The organism is Pseudonocardia sp. C8 (genome assembly GCF_014267175.1).
Lineage (GTDB): Bacteria > Actinomycetota > Actinomycetes > Mycobacteriales > Pseudonocardiaceae > Pseudonocardia.
On the sequence record NZ_JACMTR010000002.1, the window covers coordinates 3787289 to 3809467 of the forward strand.

General features: G+C 70.9%; 17 protein-coding genes. 12 read left to right on the top strand and 5 right to left on the bottom strand.

Going from position 1 to position 22179, the window contains the following annotated elements:
- Nucleotides 1–8: 8 nt before the first annotated feature.
- Both H7X46_RS18070 and H7X46_RS18075 read right to left on the bottom strand, forming a co-directional pair.
- Nucleotides 9–1346 (bottom strand): MFS transporter, encoded by a 1338-nt coding sequence (locus H7X46_RS18070; RefSeq protein WP_255426161.1) that lies wholly within the window; start codon nucleotides 1344–1346, stop codon nucleotides 9–11.
- Between the two features lie 226 nt (nucleotides 1347–1572).
- Complete coding sequence (locus H7X46_RS18075) at nucleotides 1573–2472, bottom strand: LysR substrate-binding domain-containing protein (RefSeq protein ID WP_186360520.1); 900 nt, start codon at nucleotides 2470–2472, stop codon at nucleotides 1573–1575.
- A gap of 327 nt (nucleotides 2473–2799) precedes the next feature.
- On the opposite strand from H7X46_RS18075, the gene H7X46_RS18080 reads away from it, so the two are divergent.
- The 7 genes from H7X46_RS18080 to H7X46_RS18110 are packed head-to-tail and all read left to right on the top strand — an operon-like array spanning nucleotide 2800 to nucleotide 10709.
- Nucleotides 2800–4956: an acetate--CoA ligase family protein gene (locus H7X46_RS18080; RefSeq protein WP_186360521.1), complete on the top strand. Its 2157-nt coding sequence runs from the start codon at nucleotides 2800–2802 to the stop codon at nucleotides 4954–4956.
- Nucleotides 4957–4984: 28 nt separating this feature from the next.
- Entirely contained in the window at nucleotides 4985–7105 is a 2121-nt protein-coding gene (locus H7X46_RS18085) for an acyl-CoA dehydrogenase family protein (protein ID WP_186360522.1), read from the top strand.
- 16 nt (nucleotides 7106–7121) lie between these two features.
- Nucleotides 7122–8273, top strand: coding sequence for a transporter (locus H7X46_RS18090; RefSeq protein ID WP_186360523.1), 1152 nt, complete (start codon nucleotides 7122–7124; stop codon nucleotides 8271–8273).
- Between the two features lie 9 nt (nucleotides 8274–8282).
- Nucleotides 8283–8675, top strand: coding sequence for a Zn-ribbon domain-containing OB-fold protein (locus H7X46_RS18095; protein WP_186360524.1), 393 nt, complete (start codon nucleotides 8283–8285; stop codon nucleotides 8673–8675).
- A complete protein-coding gene (locus H7X46_RS18100) occupies nucleotides 8672–9160 on the top strand; it encodes a MaoC family dehydratase N-terminal domain-containing protein (protein ID WP_186360525.1) in 489 nt (162 codons plus the stop codon). Before H7X46_RS18095 ends, H7X46_RS18100 begins: the two co-directional genes overlap by 4 nt.
- Nucleotides 9157–9612 (top strand): hypothetical protein, encoded by a 456-nt coding sequence (locus tag H7X46_RS18105; protein ID WP_186360526.1) that lies wholly within the window; start codon nucleotides 9157–9159, stop codon nucleotides 9610–9612. The genes H7X46_RS18100 and H7X46_RS18105 overlap by 4 nt, the downstream gene beginning before the upstream one ends.
- The gene (locus H7X46_RS18110; protein WP_186360527.1) at nucleotides 9588–10709 is read left to right on the top strand and encodes a nitronate monooxygenase; all 1122 of its coding nucleotides are present in this window, start codon (nucleotides 9588–9590) and stop codon (nucleotides 10707–10709) included. Before H7X46_RS18105 ends, H7X46_RS18110 begins: the two co-directional genes overlap by 25 nt.
- Nucleotides 10710–10725: 16 nt before the next feature.
- Here H7X46_RS18110 and H7X46_RS18115 read toward each other — a convergent pair whose 3' ends face one another.
- The 3 genes from H7X46_RS18115 to H7X46_RS18125 are packed head-to-tail and all read right to left on the bottom strand — an operon-like array spanning nucleotide 10726 to nucleotide 14430.
- Nucleotides 10726–11664, bottom strand: coding sequence for an alpha/beta hydrolase (locus tag H7X46_RS18115; RefSeq protein ID WP_186360528.1), 939 nt, complete (start codon nucleotides 11662–11664; stop codon nucleotides 10726–10728).
- 7 nt (nucleotides 11665–11671) lie between these two features.
- Nucleotides 11672–12454 carry an SDR family NAD(P)-dependent oxidoreductase gene (locus H7X46_RS18120; protein WP_186360529.1) on the bottom strand — a complete coding sequence of 261 codons (783 nt, stop codon included), beginning with the start codon at nucleotides 12452–12454 and terminating at the stop codon, nucleotides 11672–11674.
- Nucleotides 12451–14430 carry an NAD(P)/FAD-dependent oxidoreductase gene (locus tag H7X46_RS18125; RefSeq protein ID WP_186360530.1) on the bottom strand — a complete coding sequence of 660 codons (1980 nt, stop codon included), beginning with the start codon at nucleotides 14428–14430 and terminating at the stop codon, nucleotides 12451–12453. Before H7X46_RS18125 ends, H7X46_RS18120 begins: the two co-directional genes overlap by 4 nt.
- Before the next feature lie 158 nt (nucleotides 14431–14588).
- Here H7X46_RS18125 and H7X46_RS18130 point away from each other — a divergent pair, with 158 nt between their 5' ends.
- The 5 genes from H7X46_RS18130 to H7X46_RS18150 all read left to right on the top strand — a co-directional run bounded on the left by H7X46_RS18130 (nucleotide 14589) and on the right by H7X46_RS18150 (nucleotide 22178).
- The gene (locus H7X46_RS18130; RefSeq protein ID WP_186360531.1) at nucleotides 14589–16148 is read left to right on the top strand and encodes a long-chain fatty acid--CoA ligase; all 1560 of its coding nucleotides are present in this window, start codon (nucleotides 14589–14591) and stop codon (nucleotides 16146–16148) included.
- 164 nt (nucleotides 16149–16312) lie between these two features.
- Nucleotides 16313–16576: a hypothetical protein gene (locus H7X46_RS18135; protein WP_186360532.1), complete on the top strand. Its 264-nt coding sequence runs from the start codon at nucleotides 16313–16315 to the stop codon at nucleotides 16574–16576.
- 27 nt (nucleotides 16577–16603) lie between these two features.
- Nucleotides 16604–18637, top strand: a complete 2034-nt coding sequence (locus H7X46_RS18140) for a hydantoinase/oxoprolinase family protein (RefSeq protein ID WP_255426162.1) — start codon at nucleotides 16604–16606, stop codon at nucleotides 18635–18637.
- A gap of 11 nt (nucleotides 18638–18648) precedes the next feature.
- Entirely contained in the window at nucleotides 18649–20604 is a 1956-nt protein-coding gene (locus tag H7X46_RS18145; RefSeq protein WP_186360533.1) for a hydantoinase B/oxoprolinase family protein, read from the top strand.
- A 50-nt stretch (nucleotides 20605–20654) separates the two neighbouring features.
- Complete coding sequence (locus tag H7X46_RS18150) at nucleotides 20655–22178, top strand: class I adenylate-forming enzyme family protein (protein ID WP_186360534.1); 1524 nt, start codon at nucleotides 20655–20657, stop codon at nucleotides 22176–22178.
- The last annotated feature ends 1 nt before the right edge of the window (nucleotide 22179 follow it).

Here is a 22179-nt window from a genome sequence, read left to right on the forward strand (position 1 = left end):
GTCGCAGGTCAGTGCCCGGACGTCGCCGTCGACGGCGTGGCGGCCTCGTGCTCCGCGTCCCGGGCGCGCCGGCGCGAGACTGCGAGAAGCGCATGGGTCCCGGCCAAGGACAGGAGGACCGTGATCATCGCGTAGACGACGACCGGCGTGATCGTCCCGAAACCGGTCAGCAACGCCTGCCCGAGAACGGGCGCGGTCCCCCCGAGCAGCGTTCCGGCCAGCCCGTAGGCCAACGAGATCGCCGTGTATCGGACCGGGGCCGGGAACGCCTGCGCCAGCAGGCCGGCCAGGAGCGCGTAGAACATGACGTGCGGGAGCGTCGCCAGGACCATTCCCACCACGGCGAGCCAGTAGTCACCGGTGCTGATCAGCCAGAACATGAGCGGCAGCAACGGCAACTCGGCGAGCAGCAACACCGTCGCCGTCCGTCGGATCCCCCAGCGATGGGCGATGATCGCACCGAACGGCTGGACCGCGAACTGTGTGAGGGTGGCGATCAGTACCACGCTCAGGAACGTGTCCTTGGTGAATCCGACCTCGTTGGTGGCCCAGGACAGGGCGAAGGTGTTCTTGAAGTAGCCCGCGGTGAAGGCGATGGATGCCGCACACACCGCGAGCAGGACGGTGCCGATGTGGTTGCGCAGCACCTCGAGGACCGGTACCCGGGCGGCCTTGTTCCCTGCCTTGACCGCGGCCATGGCCGGGGTCTCCTCGATGCGCAGTCGGATGATCAACCCGACGACCACGAGGACCGCCGAGGCCAGGAAGGGCAGTCGCCAGCCCCACGCGTGGAGGTCACCGTGCGGCAGCTGCGTGACCAGGAGGAACGACAGGGTCGCCAGGATCTGTCCGGTCGGTGATCCTTGCTGCGCGAAAGCTCCGAACAGCACTCCACGGTCCTTCCTGGCGTGCTCGGTGGCGATCAGCACTGCCCCGCCCCACTCGCCACCGACGGCGACACCCTGGAGCGCCCGCAGCAGGGTGAGCAGGATCGGGGCCGTGACGCCGATCTGACCGTAGGTCGGCAGCAGGCCGATGCCACAGGTCGCAGCCCCCATCAGCAGGAGGGTGACGATGAGGGCGTGCTTGCGCCCGACCCGGTCACCCAGATGACCGAAGACGATGCCGCCGACCGGTCGCGCCAGGAAGCCGACCCAGAACGTGGCGAACGACAGCAGGACACCGATCGCGGGTGACACGTTCGAGAAGAACAACGGGGCGAAGACCAGCGCCGAGGCGGTTCCGTAGAGGTAGAAGTCGTACCATTCCACCGTCGTTCCCACGAACGATGCCACGCCCGCCTTCCGGGCCATCTTCTCGTCGTCGGGAAGTTTCCTTGACCGCATCTGCGAGCTCCTCTGCGGGAGAAGTGATCGACTGCCGGTGCCACGCGTACCGCTCGTCGGATCGCGGCGAGAATCCTCTCGACAGGGTCGAGCACGTGCCGCCGTGTGATGCGGCGCACGCTATATCGACGGCCGTGTGGGGTCTAACACCAACGGTCGTACGCATTGATAATCGTGGTGGGCATAATGCCCGCTGATCTGGGCCGGTCGACCTGCATGCGGGCGCTCAGGCGAGCTCCTCGCTCTCCTGTGCGATCCGGTCCAGCAGGTCGGTCAGTGCGCGCAGGGCGGGATTGTGCGTGTCCTGGCGCCAGACCATGCCCAGTGTGGTCGGGGGAAGATCGTCGACCGGCACGAGCACGACCCCCGGTGCGGCCAGACAGCTCACCGACATCGGCACGAAACCGATCCCCGCGCCGGCACCGACGAGCAGCATCAGCGTGAAGGTGTCCGGGGCCTCCTGCACGACATTCGGCGCGAGTCCCCGCTGCACGAAGGCGGCGCGAACGGCCCCCGAGAACACCACGCCACGCTGAGACGGATAGTCGATCAGAGGCTGGTCGGCGAGTTGCCGCAGGTCCACCCGCGAGGCCGTCGCGAGCGCATGGGATTGGGGAAGGGCCACGCAGATGGCTCCCGTTGCGATCGTGCGTACTGCCAGCCCGGTGGTATCGAGCGGGAGCCGCACCAGCGCGATGTCGATCTCGGCCTTGCGTACGGCCTCGACGAGCTCACCGCTGAATGCGGGCTGCCCGATCTCCAGCCGAACGCCCGGACGGTGCTGACGGAAGGTCTCGGCCACCACCGTCAGGACCTCGTACGAGGCCGGCCCGGTGAATCCGAGCCGGACGGACCCGAGATGTCCCTGGGCGGCCTGCTTGCCCACCCGGAACATCGCCGACGCCGCATCGAGCGCGTTGCGGGCCTCGACAAGACACGCTTCACCGGCCGAGGTCAGGACGACCTGGCGGGTGGTGCGACGGAACAGTGGTACACCCAGGTCCCGCTCGAGGCGCTTGATCTGCTGCGACAGCGGGGGCTGAGCCATCTGCAGACGCTCCGCCGCCCGCCTGAAGTTCAGCTCCTCGGCGACGGCGACGAACGCCTGCAGGTGCCTGAGCTCCATTGCTTCCGCTCCGTGCCGTCATGCCTCGTAGGTCGCCCCCGCCCGTACCGTCGCCGACGGTAGGACGAATCGAGTCGCTCACCGTGGCACGACTCCGAGGAACTGTGTCATCCAGAGATATCAAAGGGTGGCCCACTTCGTGTTGGACGGCAAGAACCTCCCGCCCTAGCGTCGCTCTCACACGCCGCCGGGTCGCGTTCGCCACCTGCCGAGGGCCACGTCCCCACCGGATTCTCCCGATGCGATGGCGGCCGTAGCGGCACCGGCGCGAGCCAGCCCGCGCCGGGCCCGACCAGGCGCGGGCGTCAGAGCAGGAGGACCGACGAGATGACCCAGCTCCAGTCCGCGGTGGCGGTCGACCGGGAGGACTCGCCCCGGATGGACCGGCTCCTCGCTCCCCGGTCGATCGCTGTGATCGGTGCGTCGAGCGACCCCCACAAGATCTCCGGTCGCCCCATCGCCTACCTCCGGCGGTTCGGCTACTCCGGACGAATCATTCCGGTCAACCCGCACAACGACGAGATCCAAGGTCTGCGGGCGTACCCCGAGATCGCGGCCGTCGACGGTCCGGTCGACCTCGCATTGATCATGGTCCCGGCCGAGCGGGCCGCCGGAGCAGTACGCGCGTGCGGTCGGGCAGGCGTCCCGTTCGTGATCGTGGTGGCGTCCGGGTTCGCGGAGGTCGGGACGAGGGGGGCCGCGCTGGAGGCAGATCTGCGGGCGGCGGTCGCCGAGACCGGAGTCCGACTGCTCGGACCCAACTGTCTCGGAATGATCTCGTTGCGCGACGGTGCGGTGCCGACCTTCTCCCCCGTTCTCGAATCGGCCGCCGATCTCCGTCCCGGGCCGGTCGCATTCGTCAGCCAGAGCGGCGCGTTCGGGTCGTTCCTCTTCGGCGAGCTCCACGACCTCCGGATCGGACTCTCGCACTACATCACCACCGGCAACGAGATGGACGTGTCGGGACCGGATCTGCTCGCCGGACTGGTGGCAGACGGTGGTGTCCGGGTCCTGCTCACCTACCTGGAGGGGGTGACATCCGGTACGCAGTTGTTGCAGGTCGCGCGGGACGCGCACGTCGCGGACAAGCCGATCGTGATGGTCAAGGCCGGCCGGTCGACGACCGGGGCGGCGGCGGCCCGGTCACACACGGCTTCCCTGGCCGGTGACGACCGGGTGTTCGACGCCCTGATGCGCGGACACGGCGTCGTGCGCGTCGACAGCCAGGAGGAGCTGCTCGACGCCGCCCAGGTGTTCGGCGCATCGCGGCGTACCAGCGGCCGTCGCCTGACCATCCTGTCCGAGTCCGGCGGAGCGGCTGTGATGATGACCGACACCGCGGTCGACGTGGGCCTGGAGGTGCCCGCCTGGGAGGATGCGTGGCAGGCCCGGCTCGACGAGTTCGTGCCGGCGTACGGCTCCACCCGCAACCCGGTCGACTTCACCGCGGCGCTGTTGACCGATCCCGGCATGCTTCGCGCCGGCCTGTCCACGGCGATCGCGCACCCCGGTACCGACATGATCGCGGTACTGGTCGGCAACGCCGACCACTTCGCCGACCCGCTGCTCGAGGCCATCGAGGATCTCTACGCCGCCACCGACCTCCCGATCGTCGTCGTGTGGACCGGCGGGAGCGGCAGGCCGCGGAGCCGGCTGCGCGAGTGCGGCATCCCGTGCTTCACCGATCCGGTCCGAGCAGCCCGCGCCCTCGGCCGGCTCGCCGACCACAGCCTGCGCCCGCCGCTCCCCACGCCCCTGCGTCCGGATGACGTCGACCCGGCCGCTGCCGCCCGGATCGTCGGGCACGCCCGGGCCGAGGGCCGGACGGCACTCGACGAGCAGGAGTCCGCGGCGCTGGTACGCGCCTACCGGATCCCGGTCACCGACTCCGCGGTCGCCCGGACGGCCGCCGAAGCCGTCACGTCCGCGCACCGGTTCGCGGCTCCGGTCGCGGTCAAGGTGCTCAGCTCCCGGATCGCGCACAAGAGCGAGATCGGTGGGGTCCGGCTCGGCCTGGCGACGCCCGACGAGGTCGCCGCGGCCGCCGCCGAGCTGCTCGACGTCGCGCGGGCACACGGCGAGCACGACCCCCGCCTGCTGGTCCAGCCGATGTGGTCCGGTCCCGCCGAGATGATCCTCGGTGCCCGCCACGACCCGGCTCTCGGCCCGGTGGTGCTGGCCGGGTTCGGCGGCATCCTGGTCGAGCTGCTGCGCGACAGCTGCGTGGCCGCGGCCCCGACCGACCACGAGACGGCGGCGCGAATGCTGCACGGCCTCACGGGCGCCCCGCTGCTCTCCGGTATCCGCGGGGGCCCGGCGCTCGACGTCGAGGTCGTCGTCGACAGCCTGGTGCGGTTGTCCTGGCTCGTGTCCGATCTCGGCGACGAGATCGCCGAGATCGATCTCAATCCGCTGCTCGTGGACGCCGTCGGCGCCGGGGCCTGCGCCGTCGACGCGCTCGTCCTGCTCCGTGAGCGCCGGTAGCGCATCCGTGAGAGAGGAGACGGAGTCCATGGACCGTACCGAGCGAACGACCTTCGACCGTGCCGTACAGGGCATCCTCGCCGACGTCTGGGGTGGACCCGGCTCGGCGGCCACGGGGTGCCTGGACCCGCTGTGGGCTGCGGCCGTCGACGCCGGCTGGCTCGACCTGGCCGGCTCCGGAGCGTTGGGCGCGCTCGTCCGTGCGGCACGCGGCATGGGACGGGTCGCCTGCCCGCTCCCCCTTGCCGACTCCTATGTGGCCGTCGAGCTGCTGGGCGAGCAGCACCCGGCGCTGGGTGCGCGGATCCGGGACGCGGTGGTGCGCCCGCTCGTCGTGTCCGGGCCGGACGTGCTGCGGACGCTCGACGCCGTACCCACTGCGACACATGTCGTCGAGCTACCGCCCACCGGGCCGGCCCGGGTCGTACCGATCGAGTCCTACCGGGTCCGGCCGGGCGTGCCCGTTCCGGCCCTGGCAGAGGCGCAGGTCGGGGAACCGGAGCTCGAGGCCGAGGTCTCCGATGCGCAGCGCCGGCACGCGTTCGCCGTCCTGCGTCTGGCGCTCGCCGCCCGGGCGATCGCGGCCGCCGAGCGGAGCCTCGAGCTTGCGACGGAGCACGCCATGGTCCGCCACCAGTTCGGCCGTCCGATCGGCAGCTTCGGCGCAGTACAGCAGCGGATCGCCGACTCGCACATCGACGCCAGGGCCGCGGGCCTGCTGATCGAGGAAGCGATCCGTCTGTCCCCCTCCGGGCATGGCGCAGGGAGCGGCGACGCCGGCGTGGACGCGTCCGAACGGTGGCTGCTCGCTGTCGCTCTCGCGGTCGAGCACGCCCGGACGGCGGCCTCGCACGTGCAGTTCGGCGCCCAGCACACGTTGGGCGCCATCGGGTTCTTCGACGAGCACGAAGCCCCCTGGCTGTTCCGGCGGGTCCACACCGACATCGCCCGCCTCCTCGACCTTCCGGCCGAGTCGGTGGCGGACCGGCTTCTCGGCGCCGACCGGTCACTGCCGCCGGTCGACCTCGACGCCGGCGCCGCGGAGTTCCGGCACCAGTTGCGCACGTTCCTGTCCGAGTCCGGACTCCGCCGGCACGCACCACAGCCCTTCATCGACGATCCGGACACGGTCCGGACCCTCGCCGATGCGAACCTGTTCGGCCTGGCGTGGCCACCTGAGCACGGAGGTCGCGGGCTGCGCGGGGCCGAGCAGGCCGTCCTGATGGAGGAGGTCGGCTACGGCCGGGTGGCGGCCTCCGCCGCCCTCAACGCAGTGATGTTCCTCGGCGACGCGATCATCCGGTTCGGCTCCGCGGCCCAACGTGACACGTTCCTGCCGCTCATCCGTCAGGGACGGCTCCGCTTCTGCCTGGGCTACAGCGAGCCGGAAACCGGCTCGGACCTCGGCGGGCTCGTGACCCGGGCGGTCCGTGACGGGGACGGCTGGGTGGTGAACGGCCAGAAGACATGGACCACCCGGGCCCACGAGTCGGACTGGATCTGGCTCGCGGTGCGTACCGACCCGGACCGCTCCAAGCGGCATGCGGGAATCAGCGTCTTCCTCGTCCCCCTCAGCACCCCGGGCATCACCGTCAAGCAGCACCGCTCGCAGGCCGGCGAGGTCTCCTGCAGCGTGTTCCTCGACGAGGTCCGCGTCGCCGACGACGCCCGGATCGGTGACGTGTCGGCCGGCTGGTCCGTCATCACGACCGCCCTGGCCGGTGAACGCGTCGCGATGGGGGCCGTCACCGGATCGCTGCACGCCCTGCTGGACGAGCTGCTCACCCTCCTTCGTCGCGAACCGGAACTCGCGGGACCGCCCGGATCGGTGAAGCGGGCCCACGTCACGACCCTCGCGACCCGGCTCCAAGCAGCACGTCTCCTGGTACGCGACGCCGTGGAGGCGATCACCGCCGGCACCGGGAGCCGGATCGAGGCACCCATGGCCGGCGTGATGGGCGGGGAGCTCGCCGAGCAGTTCGGCCGGACGGTTCCTGAGCTCCTCGGCCCGCAAGCGCTGCTGGAGGACGCGCCGGGGAACGGCACATTCGGCCACAACCTGCTGCTGTCCGTCAAGTATGTGGTGGGCGGTGGCACGAACGACGTCCTCCGGGGGCTCATCGCCCGCGGTCTCGGACTGCCGCGCTAGCACGGGAGGAACGTCCATGCCGTCACACCGGCACGCCGCCATCTCCGGGGTCGGGCAGACCGAGTTCTCCTCGTCCAGCGGCCGGAGCACGGTCCGGCTCGCCTACGAGGCGATCAGCGCGGCCGCCCGGGACGCGGGGATCTCCACCTCGCAGATCGACGGGATCGTGCCGTTCCCCATGGGGCCCACGAGCGAGGACCTCATGCCGCTGCTGGGCACCGTCGACGTCAGGTTCACCGCGGTGCCGCACCTGGGCGGCGCCAGCAGCACGGCGGGCCTGCGGCTTGCCGCGCTCGCCGTCGAGAACGGGACCGCCGAGAACGTCGCCGTGTTCGTCGCGCGCAACGGCCGCTCCGGCGAGCGCATCGACCAGCGCGTACGCCAGCTCACCGGGCAGCTCTACCGCCAGCAGCTGGAGTACGTCCACGGGATGAACACCCCCGCCCAGTGGTACTCGCTGCTCTGCCGACGCCACATGCACGAGTTCGGCACGACCCGCGAGGCACTCGGGACCGTCGCCCTGACGATGCGCCGGCACGCCCAGCTCAACGAGCACGCGCAGATGCACGGTCGTGAGCTGACCTGGGAGCAGTACCTGTCCGCCCCGGTGATCGCCGACCCCTACCTGAGGTACGACTGCTGCCTGGAGACGGACGGTGCCGCGGCGGTGATCGTCAGCTCGGTCGCGCGGGCACGCGACGCCGTGCACGCGCCGGTCCGGATCGCTTCGGTGGTCGAGGGGCACCCGGACTCGGCCGACGACCTCGCGAACCGGCGCGACTTCTTCAACACCGGCCTCACCAAGGCCGCGCCCCGCGGGTTCGGCATCGCCGGCCTCACGCCCGCCGACGTCGACGTCGCGCTCGTGTACGACTGCTTCACCTTCGAGGTGATCCAGCAGCTGGAGGAGGCCGGATTCTGCGACCGCGGTGAGGGTGGGCCGTTCGTCACCGAGGGCAACATCGCGCTGGACGGATCCCTGCCGGTGAACCCGCACGGCGGGCTGCTCTCCGAGGGGCACGTGGCCGGGATGAACCACGTCGTCGAGGCCGTGCACCAGTTGCGGAACGGCTGCGGCGCCCGGCAGGTACCGGGCGCACGCGTCGCCGCCGTGACCGGCTGGGGCGATCTGGGCGACGGCGCACTCGCCCTCCTGACCTCCGACTGAGGGAGAAGCATGACGACCGACAGCGAACTCGCGGGCTACCACGCCGGTCTCGCCGCCGGTGAGCTCCGCGCACCGTGGTGCCTGGCCTGCGAGCGGTTCTCCTGGCCACCGCGCCCCGTCTGCCCCCACTGCACGGCCGGCCACGTCGAGTGGCGACCGCTGGAACGCTCCGCGAGCCTGTTCACCTGGACCGTGGTCGGGCGTTCCACCCTGCCCGAGTTCCACGGCACCGAGCCGTACGCGGTCGGTGTCCTGGACTTCGAGGACGCCGGCATCCGCGTGGTCGGCTACATCGACGCGTCCCCCGACGAGCTCTACATCGGCGCGCCGATGACTCTGCAGGTCCGGCCACGCGGCTCGCTCGGACCGCAGGCCTGCTGGCGCATCGAGGAGGACGGATGAGCCTCCTGGCACCGGAGGCGCACGACTGGGTCGGGCGCTCCGAGACCTACGCCCCGTACCCGGTGACCCGCACCGACATCGCCCGGTACTGCCACGTCCTCGGCCTGGACGACGCGGTGTACCTCGACCCCGGGGCCGCGCGCGCGGCCGGCCATCCGGACGTCGTCGCCCCACCGGGCTACCACATGGTCATCCGGCACGCGATGCCGAACGTGCGGCCGCTGGCCGACCTGGCTCCGGACGGCGGCAGCCCCGACCTCACCCCGCCCAGCTCGGCGACCCGGCGGATGGCCGGCGAGACCACCACCGACTTCCTGTCCGACATCCACGCCGGGAACGAGATCACCCTGACCAAGACCCTGACCGCGGTGACCGAGAAGGCCGGGCGTTCCGGCCCGCTCGGCCTCGTCACCTACCAGCTGGACTACCGGACCGCCGCGGGCGAGCTCACGGTCCGCGAGACCTACGTCCGGATCCTCCGATGACGGCCCCCGCACCCGGGGTCGGGGACCCGCTTCCCTCGTTCAGCGTCGTCGCCGACGAGGTCCGCCTCTTCTGCTACTCGGCGCTCACCTGGAACCCGCACCGGATCCACTACGACGCTCCGTACGCGGTCGAGCGGGAGGGGTACCCCGGCCTGGTCGTTCACGGGCCGTTCATGAGCGGGCTGCTCCTCCGCGGAGCACAGCAGTGGGTCGCCGGCCGAGGCCGGATCACCGGTGCCCGCAGCCGGTCGTCGGTTCCGGCATTCAGCGGCGAGTCGCTCACCTTCGTCGGGGAGGTCACCGGTGTCGACGGGGATCTCGCCGAGCTGAGCGTGCGGCTGCTGCGTTCCGACGGCGCGGCGGCGTGCGAGGGCACGGTGCACGTCCGTCTCACCTGTCCCTCCTCGTCGACTCCCGGGAGCACACCATGCACACCGCCTTCAGGACGATGATCGGGCGCGAGTACCCGATCGTGGCCTTCAGCCACTGCCGCGACGTCGTGGCGGCCGTGTCGCGCGCCGGAGGGCTCGGCGTGCTCGGAGCCTCCCGGTACACGCCCGAGGAGCTGGAGGCCGAGCTCGACTGGCTGGACCGGGAGGCCGGCGACGCCGGCTACGGCCTCGACTTCCTGCTGCCCGCACGGTTCGACACCGATCCGCCGCCGCCCGACGAGCTGCCGGTGGAGCACCGGGAGTTCGTCGACACGTTGCTGGAGCGGTACGAGGTACCCGAGCTCACCGACTGGCAACGCGCCGAGGTCGTCGCCGAGCAGGAGAAACGGCGCACCATGGTGTCCGCGGCCCGGGAGATGTGGGAGCTCGCCGCGGGACGTCCGATCCGGCTCTACGCCAGCGCACTCGGCGCCCCGCCACCGGAGTTCGTCGCCGCCGCCCACGAGCGCGGCGCGATCATCGGGGGGCTGGCCGGGTCGGTACGGCATGCCGAGCGGCAGAAGGCCGCGGGGGTCGACTTCGTCGTCGCCGCGGGTACCGAGGCGGGCGGCCACTGCGGCGAGATCGCGACCATGGTCCTGACCCCCGACGTCGTGGACGTCATGGGGTCGACTCCGGTGCTGGCGGCCGGTGGCATCGGGACCGGCCGTCAGATGGCGGCGGCGCTCGCGCTGGGCGCCCAGGGGGTGTGGACGGGGTCGATCTGGCTGAGCACGCGCGAGGCCGAGACCCATCCGGTGGTCCTGGACAAGATGCTCCGCGCCGGCGCCGGCGACGCCGTGCGGTCCCGGGCGAGCACCGGCAAGTTCGCCCGTCAGCTCCGCTCGGCCTGGACCGACGAGTGGGCCGATCCGGCCGGCCCCGAACCGCTCGGTATGCCCGACCAGTTCCGGCTGATCGCCGAGGCCAAGGCCCGGATCGACCGGTCCGCCCACCGGTCCCCCGGGGCCGAGAAGCTGGTGAACTACTACGTCGGCCAGCTCGTGGGCCGCATGACGCGGACGACGACCGTGCGGGAGGTCGTCGAGGGATTCGTACACGAGTACGTCGAGGCCGTGGAACGCCTCGGGTCGATCAGCGGACTCGACCCGGGGTGAGACGGCACCGGTGACGTCAGCGTCTCGCGTGCCCGGGACCGGCCCCCGGGTGGGCGGTCGGCGGCAGCACGTCGGTCAGGAACTCCCCGATGACCGCGAGGCCGTCGGTGTGCCAGCTCTCGGTCGGCATCTGCAGGAAGCCGTGGGGCGCATCCTCGACCTCGACGTAGGAGTGCACGACGCCGCGGTCCGTCAGCTGCTTCGCCAGGGCCCGGCTCTCCCCCACCAGCGGGTCACGCCGACCGACGAGCACCAGTGTCGGGGGGAACCCGGCGCAGTGCCGTTCCGGGTGGAGTCGGGGATCGTCGACGAGCCGGCGGGCGTCGACCGGGTCGAGATAGAGCTGCGAGTCGGGGTCCGGCCCGCCCACGAGGCCGGAGAGCAGCGGGAGCGCGCGGTGGACGTCGTAGATCCCGTACGCCAGGACCGCGGCCGAGCAGCCCTCGGCACCGAGTGCCAGCGCCGCCGCGGCGAGGTTGGCTCCGGCCGAGTCCCCGGCCACCACCATGCGGTCCGGGTCCCCTCCCCACGTCGAGGCGTGACGCCGGGCCCACTCGATCGCATCCGTCGTGTCGTCGACGGCGGCGGGGAACCGGTGCCGCGGAGCGCGCCGGTAGTCGACGACGACCACCACCAGGCCCAGCCCGGCGATGTCACGGGCGAGTCGCCGGTGGGTGCTCGGTGCCCCGAGCACCCACCCGCCCCCGTGCAGGTACACCAGCACCGGGAGTGGTCCGGCGGTGGCGGGCCGGTAGACGTCCGCGGTGACGTCCCACCCGGCGACCTGCCGGATCGGGACACGGCGGCCGACGAGGAGGCCGGCGTCGGCGTTCTGGTTCGTGTACGGGTCCGCGGCCGCCAGCACGTCGAGCGCCGTGCGGCCTGCCGGTGGGGCCAGGGTGGTCTGGAACCGGAGCAGGTCCGCCGGGAGCAGGATGTCGTCGGGAGCGGCCATCAGCGGGTCATCGCTTGTCGGGGACACCGCGGTAGGTCCGCCACGTCGGCGCGACGAGCCACCCCGCGTCGACGGGGAGGTTGATGCCCGTGATCGCCGAGGCCGCGTCGGAGGCCAGGAAGCACACGGCGTCCGCGACCTCCTCGGTCTGCACCATGCGTCCGAGCGCGGACGACTCCATCAGGTTCGACGGGTCCCGCTGCCCGTCGTCGATCTGCTCCTGCAGGAGCGGGGTGAGCACGTACCCGGGTGACACCGAGTTCACCCGGACGCCGGAGCGTCCCCACTCGGTCGCCAGGTCCGCGGACATCGCGATGACGGCGGCCTTCGCGGGCGTGTAGGAGTGCAGCGGCATCGACCGCATGCCGGCGATGGAGGCGATCGTCACGATGCTCCCGCCGCCCCGCACCGCCATCCTGCGGCCCACGGCGACCGCGCAGAGCCACGTCCCCCGCAGGTCCACGTCCTGGACCCGGTCCCAGACCGACTGCTCCAGCTCCTCCGGCGGGTGCGGGGGCTGGGTGATCCCGGCCGAGGTCACCAGCACGTCGACCGGACCGGCAGCCTCCTCGGCCGCCGCGACCCCGGCCGACACCGACGCCTCCGAGGTCACATCGAGCTCGAGCGCGTGCCCCCCGACCTCACCCGCGATCTCGCGGGCCTTCGGCACGTCGATGTCGGCGACGACCACCGATGCCCCGGTCGCGGCCGCTCGGCGGCAGACGGCCGCTCCGATGCCGCTCGCGCCACCGGTGACGAGCACGACGCGCCCGGCCAATGTGGAGTTCATGAGACCGCTCCGATCCGTTCGCGGGAGCCGACGTGGAACTCGGCGAGGTCCGGCTCCCTGGTCATGTACCAGTAATCGATCAAGCGCCACGGGGTGTTGGTCACGACCCGCCCGGCCGCGTTGCGGTACCAGGTCGACATGCCCGGGTGCGTCCAGATCATCCGGGAGTGGGCCTCGTCGACGCGCTCGTTGTACGCGGTGCAGACGTCCGCGCGGACCTCGACGCTGTCCAGCCCGGACTCGATCATCCGGACGAGCAGGCGGGTGATGTACCCGACCTGGCACTCGGTGTGGAAGATGACGCTCCCCCCGTGCCCGAGGTTGGTGTTGGGCCCGTAGAGGAGGAAGAAGTTCGGGAAGTCGGGCACCGAGATACCGAGGTGGGCGTAGGCGTCGTCGTCGCCCCAGATCTCGCGGAGCGAGCGACCCGATCGGCCGCGGACGTCCATCGGGTAGAGCATCCGCCGGCTCTGGAAGCCGGTCGCCAGGACGAGCACGTCGGCCTCGTGCCGGCTGCCGTCGGCGAGGACCAGGGTGTTGCCCTCGATCTCCTGCACCCCGGCCGTCTCCAGGGAGACGTCGTCGCGGCGGAGGGTCTCGAACCAGCGGTTGTCGATGAGGATCCGCTTGCCGTAGGGCGGATAGGTCGGCAGCACCTTGTCGAGCAGCTCGTCCTCGTGCCCCACGATCTCGCTCATCAGGTGCTTCACCAGGAAGGCCCGGTGCTTGTCGTTCGTCCTGTTCACCGCCCGATCCGGATGCGGCCAGTCCGGATCGATCTGCAGGGTCGGGTGGAGCTTGTCCTGGTACATCCACAGCAGACGGAGCCGGTACCACGCTGCGTACCAGGGCACCTGGTCCATGAGCAGCTGCGTGGCGGGGCTGAGCTCGCGGAGGTAGTTGTCGTTCGGGACGGCCCACTGCGCGGAGCGTTGAAAGATCGTCGTGTGCGCGGGTGTGCCGGCGATGGCGGGGACGATCTGCATCGCGCTGGCACCGGTACCGAGCACCGCCACGCGCTTGCCCGTCAGGTCGACCTCGTGGTCCCACCGGGCACTGTGGAACACCGGTCCGGGGAAGTCCGCGAGCCCGGGGATGTCGGGCCGGGCCGGCCGGTTGAGCTGACCGACCGCGCTGATCACCACGTCGGCACGGATCTCCTCGCCGGCGTGAGGATCGTCGGCCGGACCGTCGCCCTCCGCGGCGGGTCGCACCGTGACCCGCCAGTTCCGGGCCTCGTCGTCCCAGACGGCGGCCGTGACCTCCGTCCGGAACCGGATGTGCTCCAGCAGGCCCCGGTCCCGTGCACATCGCCGGAGGTACTCGAGGATCTCGGGCTGTTTCGCGAAGTAGCGGCTCCAGCCGTACTGCTGGGCCCAGGAGTACGAGTACAGGTGACTCGGGGTGTCGACGCCCGCTCCCGGGTAGGAGTTCTCCAGCCACACCCCGCCGACCCGGTCGTGCCGTTCGATCACGGTGAACGGGATGCCGAGTGCCTTCAGGGCGGCCGCGGCGCAGACACCTCCTTCGCCGGCACCGATGACGACCACGTGGAGATCCTCGCGGCGAGCCGGTGGCTCGTCGCCCGGCCAGGACGCGGAACGATCGACGAACCCGCCCTCCTCGGCCAGTGCCGGACCGTACTCCGGCGGCACGGTCTCACCGAGGGACAAGGACAACCAGTCGACGATCTCGTCCTGCCCGGGCGGTGCACCGGGTTCCAGAGCGCCGTCCCGCACCGCGGTGAGGACGTCGAAGGCACGCTCACGCACCTCGCGCCGGCGTTCCTCGGGCAACCCGGCCGAGTCGTTGTCGTTGGTCGCCACCGTGCGGCTGGGGCGGTAGGGGCCGTCCAGCCACGACCGGTCACCGGTCAGGTGCGCCAGCACGAGGAGCAGTGTCGGGATGTTGGCGTCCTCGAGCGCCGCTCGCAGCTCACCGTCCTGCGCCGAGATCGTGCGCGTCGTTGCCGTCATGTCGCTCCCTGTCTTGTGAACCACCGCGGCCCGGGCCTAGGCTCGGCATGATTTCATAGAACGATTGGTACACGAAACCCCGCGGCGGTCACAAGCGCGCGGCCGCCACCCGCACAGGGAGGTGCGATGCCCACGCCCGTCCACCGCGAGTACGGCCGATGACCGACCCGGTCCTCAACCTCGCCACCGTCCTGGACCACAACACCGCGCGACGACCTCGGCAGGTCGTCCTCACCGATGGCGACCGCCGGCTGACCAACGAGGAGCTGAGCGAGCGGGTCCACGCCCTCGCGGCCGGGCTCGGTGCGGCCGGGATCGGCCGGGGCGACGTCGTCGCGGTCCTGCTGTACAACCACGTCGAGTTCCTCGAGACCGTGATCGCCGTCAGCCGGCTCGGCGCCGTGCTGCTCCCCCTCAACTACAGGTTGGCCGCCCAGGAGTGGTCGTACATCCTCGGCAACGCGGAGGCCGCCTGCCTGGTGACCGAAGCGGAGTTCCTGCCCGCCGTCGAACCGGTCCTCGGCGGCCTTCCGGCCCTGCGGACGAGGGTGCTGCTCGACGCGGCACGCGACGGCTGGCCGGCCTATCGCGATCTCGTCGACGCGCACCGCGGCGCCCGCGTCCCGATCGCGGAGACGCGCGCCGACGACCTGCACCGGCTGATGTACACCTCCGGGACCACCTCGCGCCCCAAGGGGGTGCAGATCACCCACGGGAACGTGGCGTGGAAGAACTTCGCCCACATCATCGAGTTCGGCCTGAACCGCGACGACCGGACGCTGGTGTGCGGCCCGCTCTACCACGTGGGGGGCCTCGACCTGCCGGGGACGGGAACCTGGCACGCCGGCGGCGCGATCGTCCTGCTCCGGCGCTTCGACGCCGCCGAGGTGGTCGACACGATCGAACGCGAACGTCCGACGGTCGTGTGGCTCGCGCCGGCGATGATGATCGCGATCCTGCAGCTTCCCGGCGTCGCCGCACGGGACCTGAGCTCGGTCCGACTGATCATCGGCGGCGGCGAGAAGATGCCGGAACCCCTCGTCCGGCACGTGCTCGACACCTTCCCCGGCGTGTGGTTCGCCGATGCCTACGGGCTCACCGAGACCGTGTCCGGGGACACCGTCAACGACGCCGGCCACATGCTCGACAAGGTCGGGTCGGTCGGTCGGCCGGTTCCGCACCTGGAGGTCCGGATCGTCGCCGACGACGGCACGGAGGCCGGGCCGGGCGAGGTCGGCGAGATCGCCCTGCGCGGCCCGAAGGTCACCTCGGGCTACTGGCGCGACCCGGAGGCAACCGCACGGTCGTGGCGTGACGGGTGGTTCCACACCGGGGACGTGGGCCGACTCGACGACGACGGCTACCTCTACGTGGAGGACCGCAAGAAGGACATGATCGTCTCGGGCGGCGAGAACATCGCCACCCCGGAGGTCGAACGCGTGCTGTTCGAGCACGCCGACGTCGTCGAGGCCGCGGTCGTCGGCATGCCGCACGAACGCTGGGGCGAGGTCCCGCGCGCCTTCGTCGTCCTGCGGCCCGGAGCCGCTCCCGACCCGGCCGGTCTCCGCACCTTCTGCCGCGAGCACCTGGCGCGGTTCAAGGTGCCGGCCGAGTTCGTCGTCGTGCCCGAACTCCCGCGGACACCGTCGGGCAAGGTCCTCAAACGGGACCTGCGGGCCGTCCCGTCCGCGCAGCGGACCGACGCCACCGGCCCGTGACGGCTGTGGGCGGGAACCCCACCGTCGCGCGGTCAGGAGTGGGTGATCTCCACGTGGTCGCCCGCCGACCGTGCGGCCTATGGTCCCGATCACACGGCCGCCCCAGGGGGCTGTCGTCTTTCCCACCGGATGTCCACGCAGCGACGCGTGCGGAGGAGGTACTCGTGAGCGAAGCCCGATCAGCACCCGCCCCGGGAATCGACGTCGAGCGTGAGTCGGTCACCGCGGACGAGCTCGCGGAGCTCGGCGTCGACCTCGCCGACCACCCCGGTTCGACCGCGGCCGACTTCAAGCGCTACCCGGTTCTCAGCGAGGGTGGCTGGTACGTCGTGGTCAAGCACCAGCCGACGCTGACCACGGTCGACAAGCGGAAGTGGACCCTGCTGGGTCCGGTGAAACTCGTCTCCGAGGGCCTCCACTTCTCCTGAGCCACACGGTCGAGAGGACGACACAGCATGAGCATGATCGGAGTCGACGTCGGCGGGACCTTCACCGACGTGGTGGTCATCGAGGACGGTCGGATCACGACCGTCAAGGTCTCCACCGACGTGCACAACACCCACCTCGGCGTGCTGCAGGGGGCCGAGGAAGCCGGTGCCGGCCGGGCGACCGTCTTCAACCACGCCAGCACGCACGGCCTCAACGCCGTCATCACCCGCAAGCTCCCCAAGATCGCGTTCCTGACCACGCTGGGACACCGCGACATCATCGACATCGGTTCGAACTATCGCCCTCTGACCGCGCTCACCGACGCCGGCTGGCGACGGGGCTTCGGGGACGCGGCCCGGCCGCTGGTGCCGCGCTACCTGCGGCGGGGGATCCGGGAGCGGCTGACCGCCGACGGCGGCGTGCTCATCCCCCTCGACGAGGAGCACGCCCGGGCCGAGCTGGCGGTGCTGCGCCGCTGCGACGTCCAGGGCGTTGCCATCTGCCTGATCAACAGCTATGTCAACCCCCACCACGAGGAGCGGCTGCGCGAGCTGGTGCGCGACGAGCTCGGCGACATCCCGGTGTCGATCTCCAGCGAGACCTCGCCGCTGGCCAAGGAGTGGGCCCGCGCGTCGACCACCACGATCGACGTGTTCATGAAGCTGATCTACGGCGACTACACCCGCAAGCTCGGCGACGGACTCCGTGACCTGGGCTTCTCCGGCAGCTTCAACTACGCGAACTGCGCGGCCCAGCTCATGGACGCCGACATCGCGATGGAGCAGCCCTTCGAGATCGTGTTCGCGGGCCCGGCGGCGGGCACCGTGGCGAGCGCGCACTTCGGCACCCTCATCGACCGCGGCAACCTGCTCTGCGCCGACGTGGGCGGGACGTCGTGCGACATCAGCATGGTCTCCGGCGGCAAGCCCTACGTGAACTCCACCTTCGTCCTCGAGGACGACCTGATCGTCAATGCACTGTCCAACGAGGTCGACAGCATCGGCGCCGGCGGCGGCAGCCTGGTCACCATCAGCCCGCGCGGCGGCGAGGTCCTCGTCGGCCCGGGCAGCGCGGGCGCCGACCCCGGTCCGGCGTGCTACGGGAAGGGCGGTACGCAGCCGGCCACGACCGACACGCTGGTCATGATGGGCGTGATCGACCCGGCGTCCTTCGCCGGTGGCCGCCTCACCCTCGACCCGGCCCTGTCCCGGCGGGCGTTCGAGGACCTCGACACCCCGCTCGGGTTCGACCAGCGTGTCCGGTACGCGTTCAACATCGGGGTCAACAACGTCGCCGAGGGCATCACCAACATCGCGATCAAGCACGGGATCGATCCGCGCGACTACAGCCTCGTCGCGTTCGGGGCGGCAGGCCCGATGCTGCTCCCGGCCTGCCTGGACCTGGTCCACGCCCGCGAGGTCATCGTGCCCCCTCACCCCGGGCTGTTCTCCGCACTGGGCCTGGTCAGCACCGACCAGGTCTACGGCGACAGCCGCAGCTCCTACCTGATCCTCGACGACTCCGCGGCCGAGGCGGTGAACAAGGTGTACGGGCAGATGGAGGACGAGCTCCGTGCCCGCTTCGCCGACCGCGGCGTCGACGTGGAGTTCGTGCGCAGCATGGACGCCCGGCTGGCCGGACAGACCTGGGAGACCCCGTTCGTCTCGGTACCCTCCGGAGAGATCACCCCGGAGAAGGTCTGCGAGATGATCGAGAACTTCCACCAGGTCTACGAGTCGCGCGCCGGTAACCGCTTCGACGGCCTCCCGGTCCAGGGCGTGACCTACCGGGTGGAGGCGGTCATCACGGCCGACAAGGTCGACTACCCCAGGGTCCCCGCCGGCGACGGTGGCGTGGTGGCCCCGGAGTCGACGTTCGTTCTCCGCTACCTCACCGACGAGCCGATCACCGCCGGCCGCCACCGGCGCGAGTCGCTGCGTGCCGGCGACCGGGTCGAGGGGCCGGCCGTGATCCACGAGGCGCTCTCCACCACGTTCATGCTGCCCGGCCAGGTCGCCGTCGTCGGCGAGTACGGCGAGCTCCGGATCACCAGGGCCTGAGGAGGACAACCATGACCGACAACGGCGAGACCCGGATCCGCGATCTCTCCGACGCCGAGTTCCATGCGCGCTACTCGTGCGACCGCTACACCGCGACGGTGCTGTCCAACCGGATGCGCTACATCGTCGAGCACATGTGCACCAACCTGCTGCACCACGCCTTCTCCGGCATCCTGCGGGACTGGTACGACTTCGCCGCCACGATCTCCGGGCCGAAGTCGACCAACTACTCGATGTCCACGGTGTCCAACAGCCTGGTGCTCTTCTCCGGCGCCATGGAACACGCGGTGCGCAACGCCGTGGAGGAGTTCGGCATCGACAAGCTCCGCCAGGGTGACGTGCTGATGGTCAACGATCCCTACCGGGCCGGCAACCACGTCAACGACATCTGCTTCATCCGCCCGGTCTTCCACGACGGCGAGATCGTGACATTCGTGGCACTGCGCGCCCACCAGCTCGACATGGGCGGCGTCGTGCCCGCCGGCTTCTCCGCGGTCAAGAAGGACGTCTACGAGAACGGGCTCGTCATCCCGCCGATGCTCATCTACCGGGACGACGAGCCCATCGACCACGGCTTCCACCTGATCTTCGACAACGCCAGGTACGCCGCGCTCCTGCTCCCGGACATGATCACGATCTACCAGAACCTGCTGCTCGGCGAGCGGCTGATGCGCGAGAGCATCGAGCGCTACGGCGTCGAGGCCTGGCTCGGCGGCATCCGCTACAGCGTCGACGTGCCGGCCGAGTCGATGGCCGAGGCGATCGCCGCAATCCCGGACGGCGTATACACCGGCGGTGACCTGGTCGACGCGGACGGGATCGACGACACCCGCGAGTACGAGATCAAGGTGACGATCACCAAGATCGGCTCGCACATGGAGCTCGACTTCAGCGGGACCTCGGAACAGGCGCGGACCAGCATCAACTGCGGCATGTTCGACACGCTGACCGCCGTGGGTATCGCCCTGAAGTACATGCTCGACCCGACCACGCCGTTCAACTCCGGCGTCTACCGCAACGTCGACGTCGTCGTGCCGCCCGGCACCCTGATCGGTGCGACCCCGCCCGACGGTGCTGTCTTCATCTACTGGGAGGCCTCGCAGCCGGTGCTGCTCTCGGTGTTCCGAGCGCTGCAGGCGGCGGTCGGGGAGGACGCCGTCGCCGGCGACTACGGCTCGCTGTCGATCCACAACGGTCACGGGGTCACCGAGGACGGCACGCCCTGGGTCACGGTGGCGCAGTGCGGCGGCGAGCACGGCCCGTGGGGTGCCACCAAGCACGGCGACGCCGACTCCTACAACGCCATCTACCTGGCCAACAACCTCGACCCGGCGACCGAGGCCATCGAGTCGGACCTGCCGATCGTCGTCCTCCGCAAGGAGTACGTGATCGACTCGGCCGGGATCGGCTACCACCGTGGCGGCGCGGCCGCGTTGCGGGACAGCATGTTCCTGACCCCGGCGAACCACACGTCGAGCCCGGTGCACACCAAGCGGAGCAGCGGTACCGGCGTGGTCGGCGGCGGTGACGGCCGGCCCGGTGCCGTGTGGCTGCTGCCGGCCGAGCACTACGACGTCGCGGAGCGCAAGGATCTCGTCCCGCTCGAGGACCCGGAGGTCTACCGCACGTCCACGCCGATCAGCGGGCTGCTCGACCCCGAGACCAAGGCACCCGACCCCGAGAAGGGCGAGTACTTCTGGTTCGGCACCCAGCCACTCTGGCGCACCCAACCCCGGGACGTCTTCCGCTACATCACCAACGGCGGAGGGGGCTGGGGCAATCCCCTGGAGCGGGAGCCCGAGCGGGTGCTGCGTGACGTCCGCGACGAGTACTTCTCGATCGAGGCGGCGGCGCGCGACTTCGGTGTGGTGATCAGCGGCGACCCGCACACGGACCCGGAGGGCCTCGTCGTCGACGAGGAGGCCACCCGCCGGCGGCGGGCGGACCTGCTCACCCGGCAGGCCTGATCGGACGTACTCATGCCCGGCCCTCCCCCACGCGTCCACGAAGGAGCTCCGTGCTCGCCACCGGAAACCTGACCCTGAACCACCTGCTCGCCCACCGCGCCGAGACCGACGGTGACCGCATCGGCCTGATCTGGGAGTCCGCCGACGGCCGGTGGGCCGAGATGTCCTACGGCGACCTCGCCGAGCGCGCCGGACGGCTCGCCGGCGGTCTCCGGGAACACGGGGTGGGCGCCGGGGACCACGTCGTCCTGCACATGACGAACCGGCTCGAGTTCGTCGTCGGCCTCTTCGCGATCAGCCACCTGGGCGCGATCGCGACCCCGACGATCGCCTCCTACGCCGTCGACGAGCTGCACTACGTGCTCGACCACGCCGAGGTGAAGGTCGTGATCTGCGACCCGGACCGTCGTGGCACCGCCACCGAGGCGGCGGCGCTGTGCTCGGCGACCCCACCGGTCGTGGTCGGCACCGACGAGCTGGAGTCGTGGCTCACCGCGCAACCACCGCCCGCCGCCGACGTCGCCGCCTCGGACACCGCGGTGCTCATGTACTCGTCCGGCACGACCGCGCGTCCGAAAGGCGTGGTGCTCAGCCAGCAGGCGCTGGTCCTGTCCGGCGAGATGAACGCGCAGCACCAGCGGTTGCGGCCCGAGGACCGCAGCCTCTGCGTCCTTCCGCTCTTCCACATCAACGCCCTCACGATCTCGCTGCTCAACACGATGGCCACCGGCAGCGTCCTCGTCGTCACCGAGGTGTTCGACGCGGCGCGCTACTGGAGCCAGGTCCGCACCTACGGGATCACCGTCGGGAGCCTGGTCGCCAACCCGATCCGGCAGCTCATGCAGCTGCCCGAGCGAGCACCGGACGCGCGGCACTCCCTCCGCATGATGATCTTCGGTATGGCGCTCTCGGACACCGAGATCAGCGAGTTCGAACGCCGGTACGACGTGCCGCTGATCAACATCTGGGGCATGACGGAGAACGGGACGATCGGCACGCGGTGCCCGCCGTACCTGCCGCGGAACCCGACGTCGGTCGGCCTGCCGATGCCCGGCATCGACCTCGGGATCTTCGACGCCGAGGACCGGGAGCTCGGCCCGAACATCCCGGGCGAGGCCAGGTACGTCGGGAGCCCCCGCCTCGACGGCTACTACAGGAACGACGAGATCACCCGGGCCACCAACCGGGACGGGCGCTTCTGCACCGGTGACACGATGAGCGTCGACGAGCTCGGCTACTTCTCCTTCCTCGACCGGTCGAAGGACGTCATCAAGGTCAAGGCCGAGAACGTGGCGTCGGCCGAGGTGGAACGGGTCCTCGCGACCCATCCGGCGGTCGCGGACGCCGCGGTCGTGGGCGCCCCGGACGCCTGGCGCGACGAGCGGATCGTGGCCTTCCTCCAGCCGGTACCGGGCCTGTCGATCGACGCGGAGGAGGTACGGGAGCACTGCCTGCGCCACCTCGCCCGGTTCAAGGTTCCGCACGAGATCCATGTCGTCGACGAGTTCCCACGCACGTCGATCGGCAAGATCCGCAAGAACGAGCTCCGGGACAAGGCGCGCGGGAACACCTGAG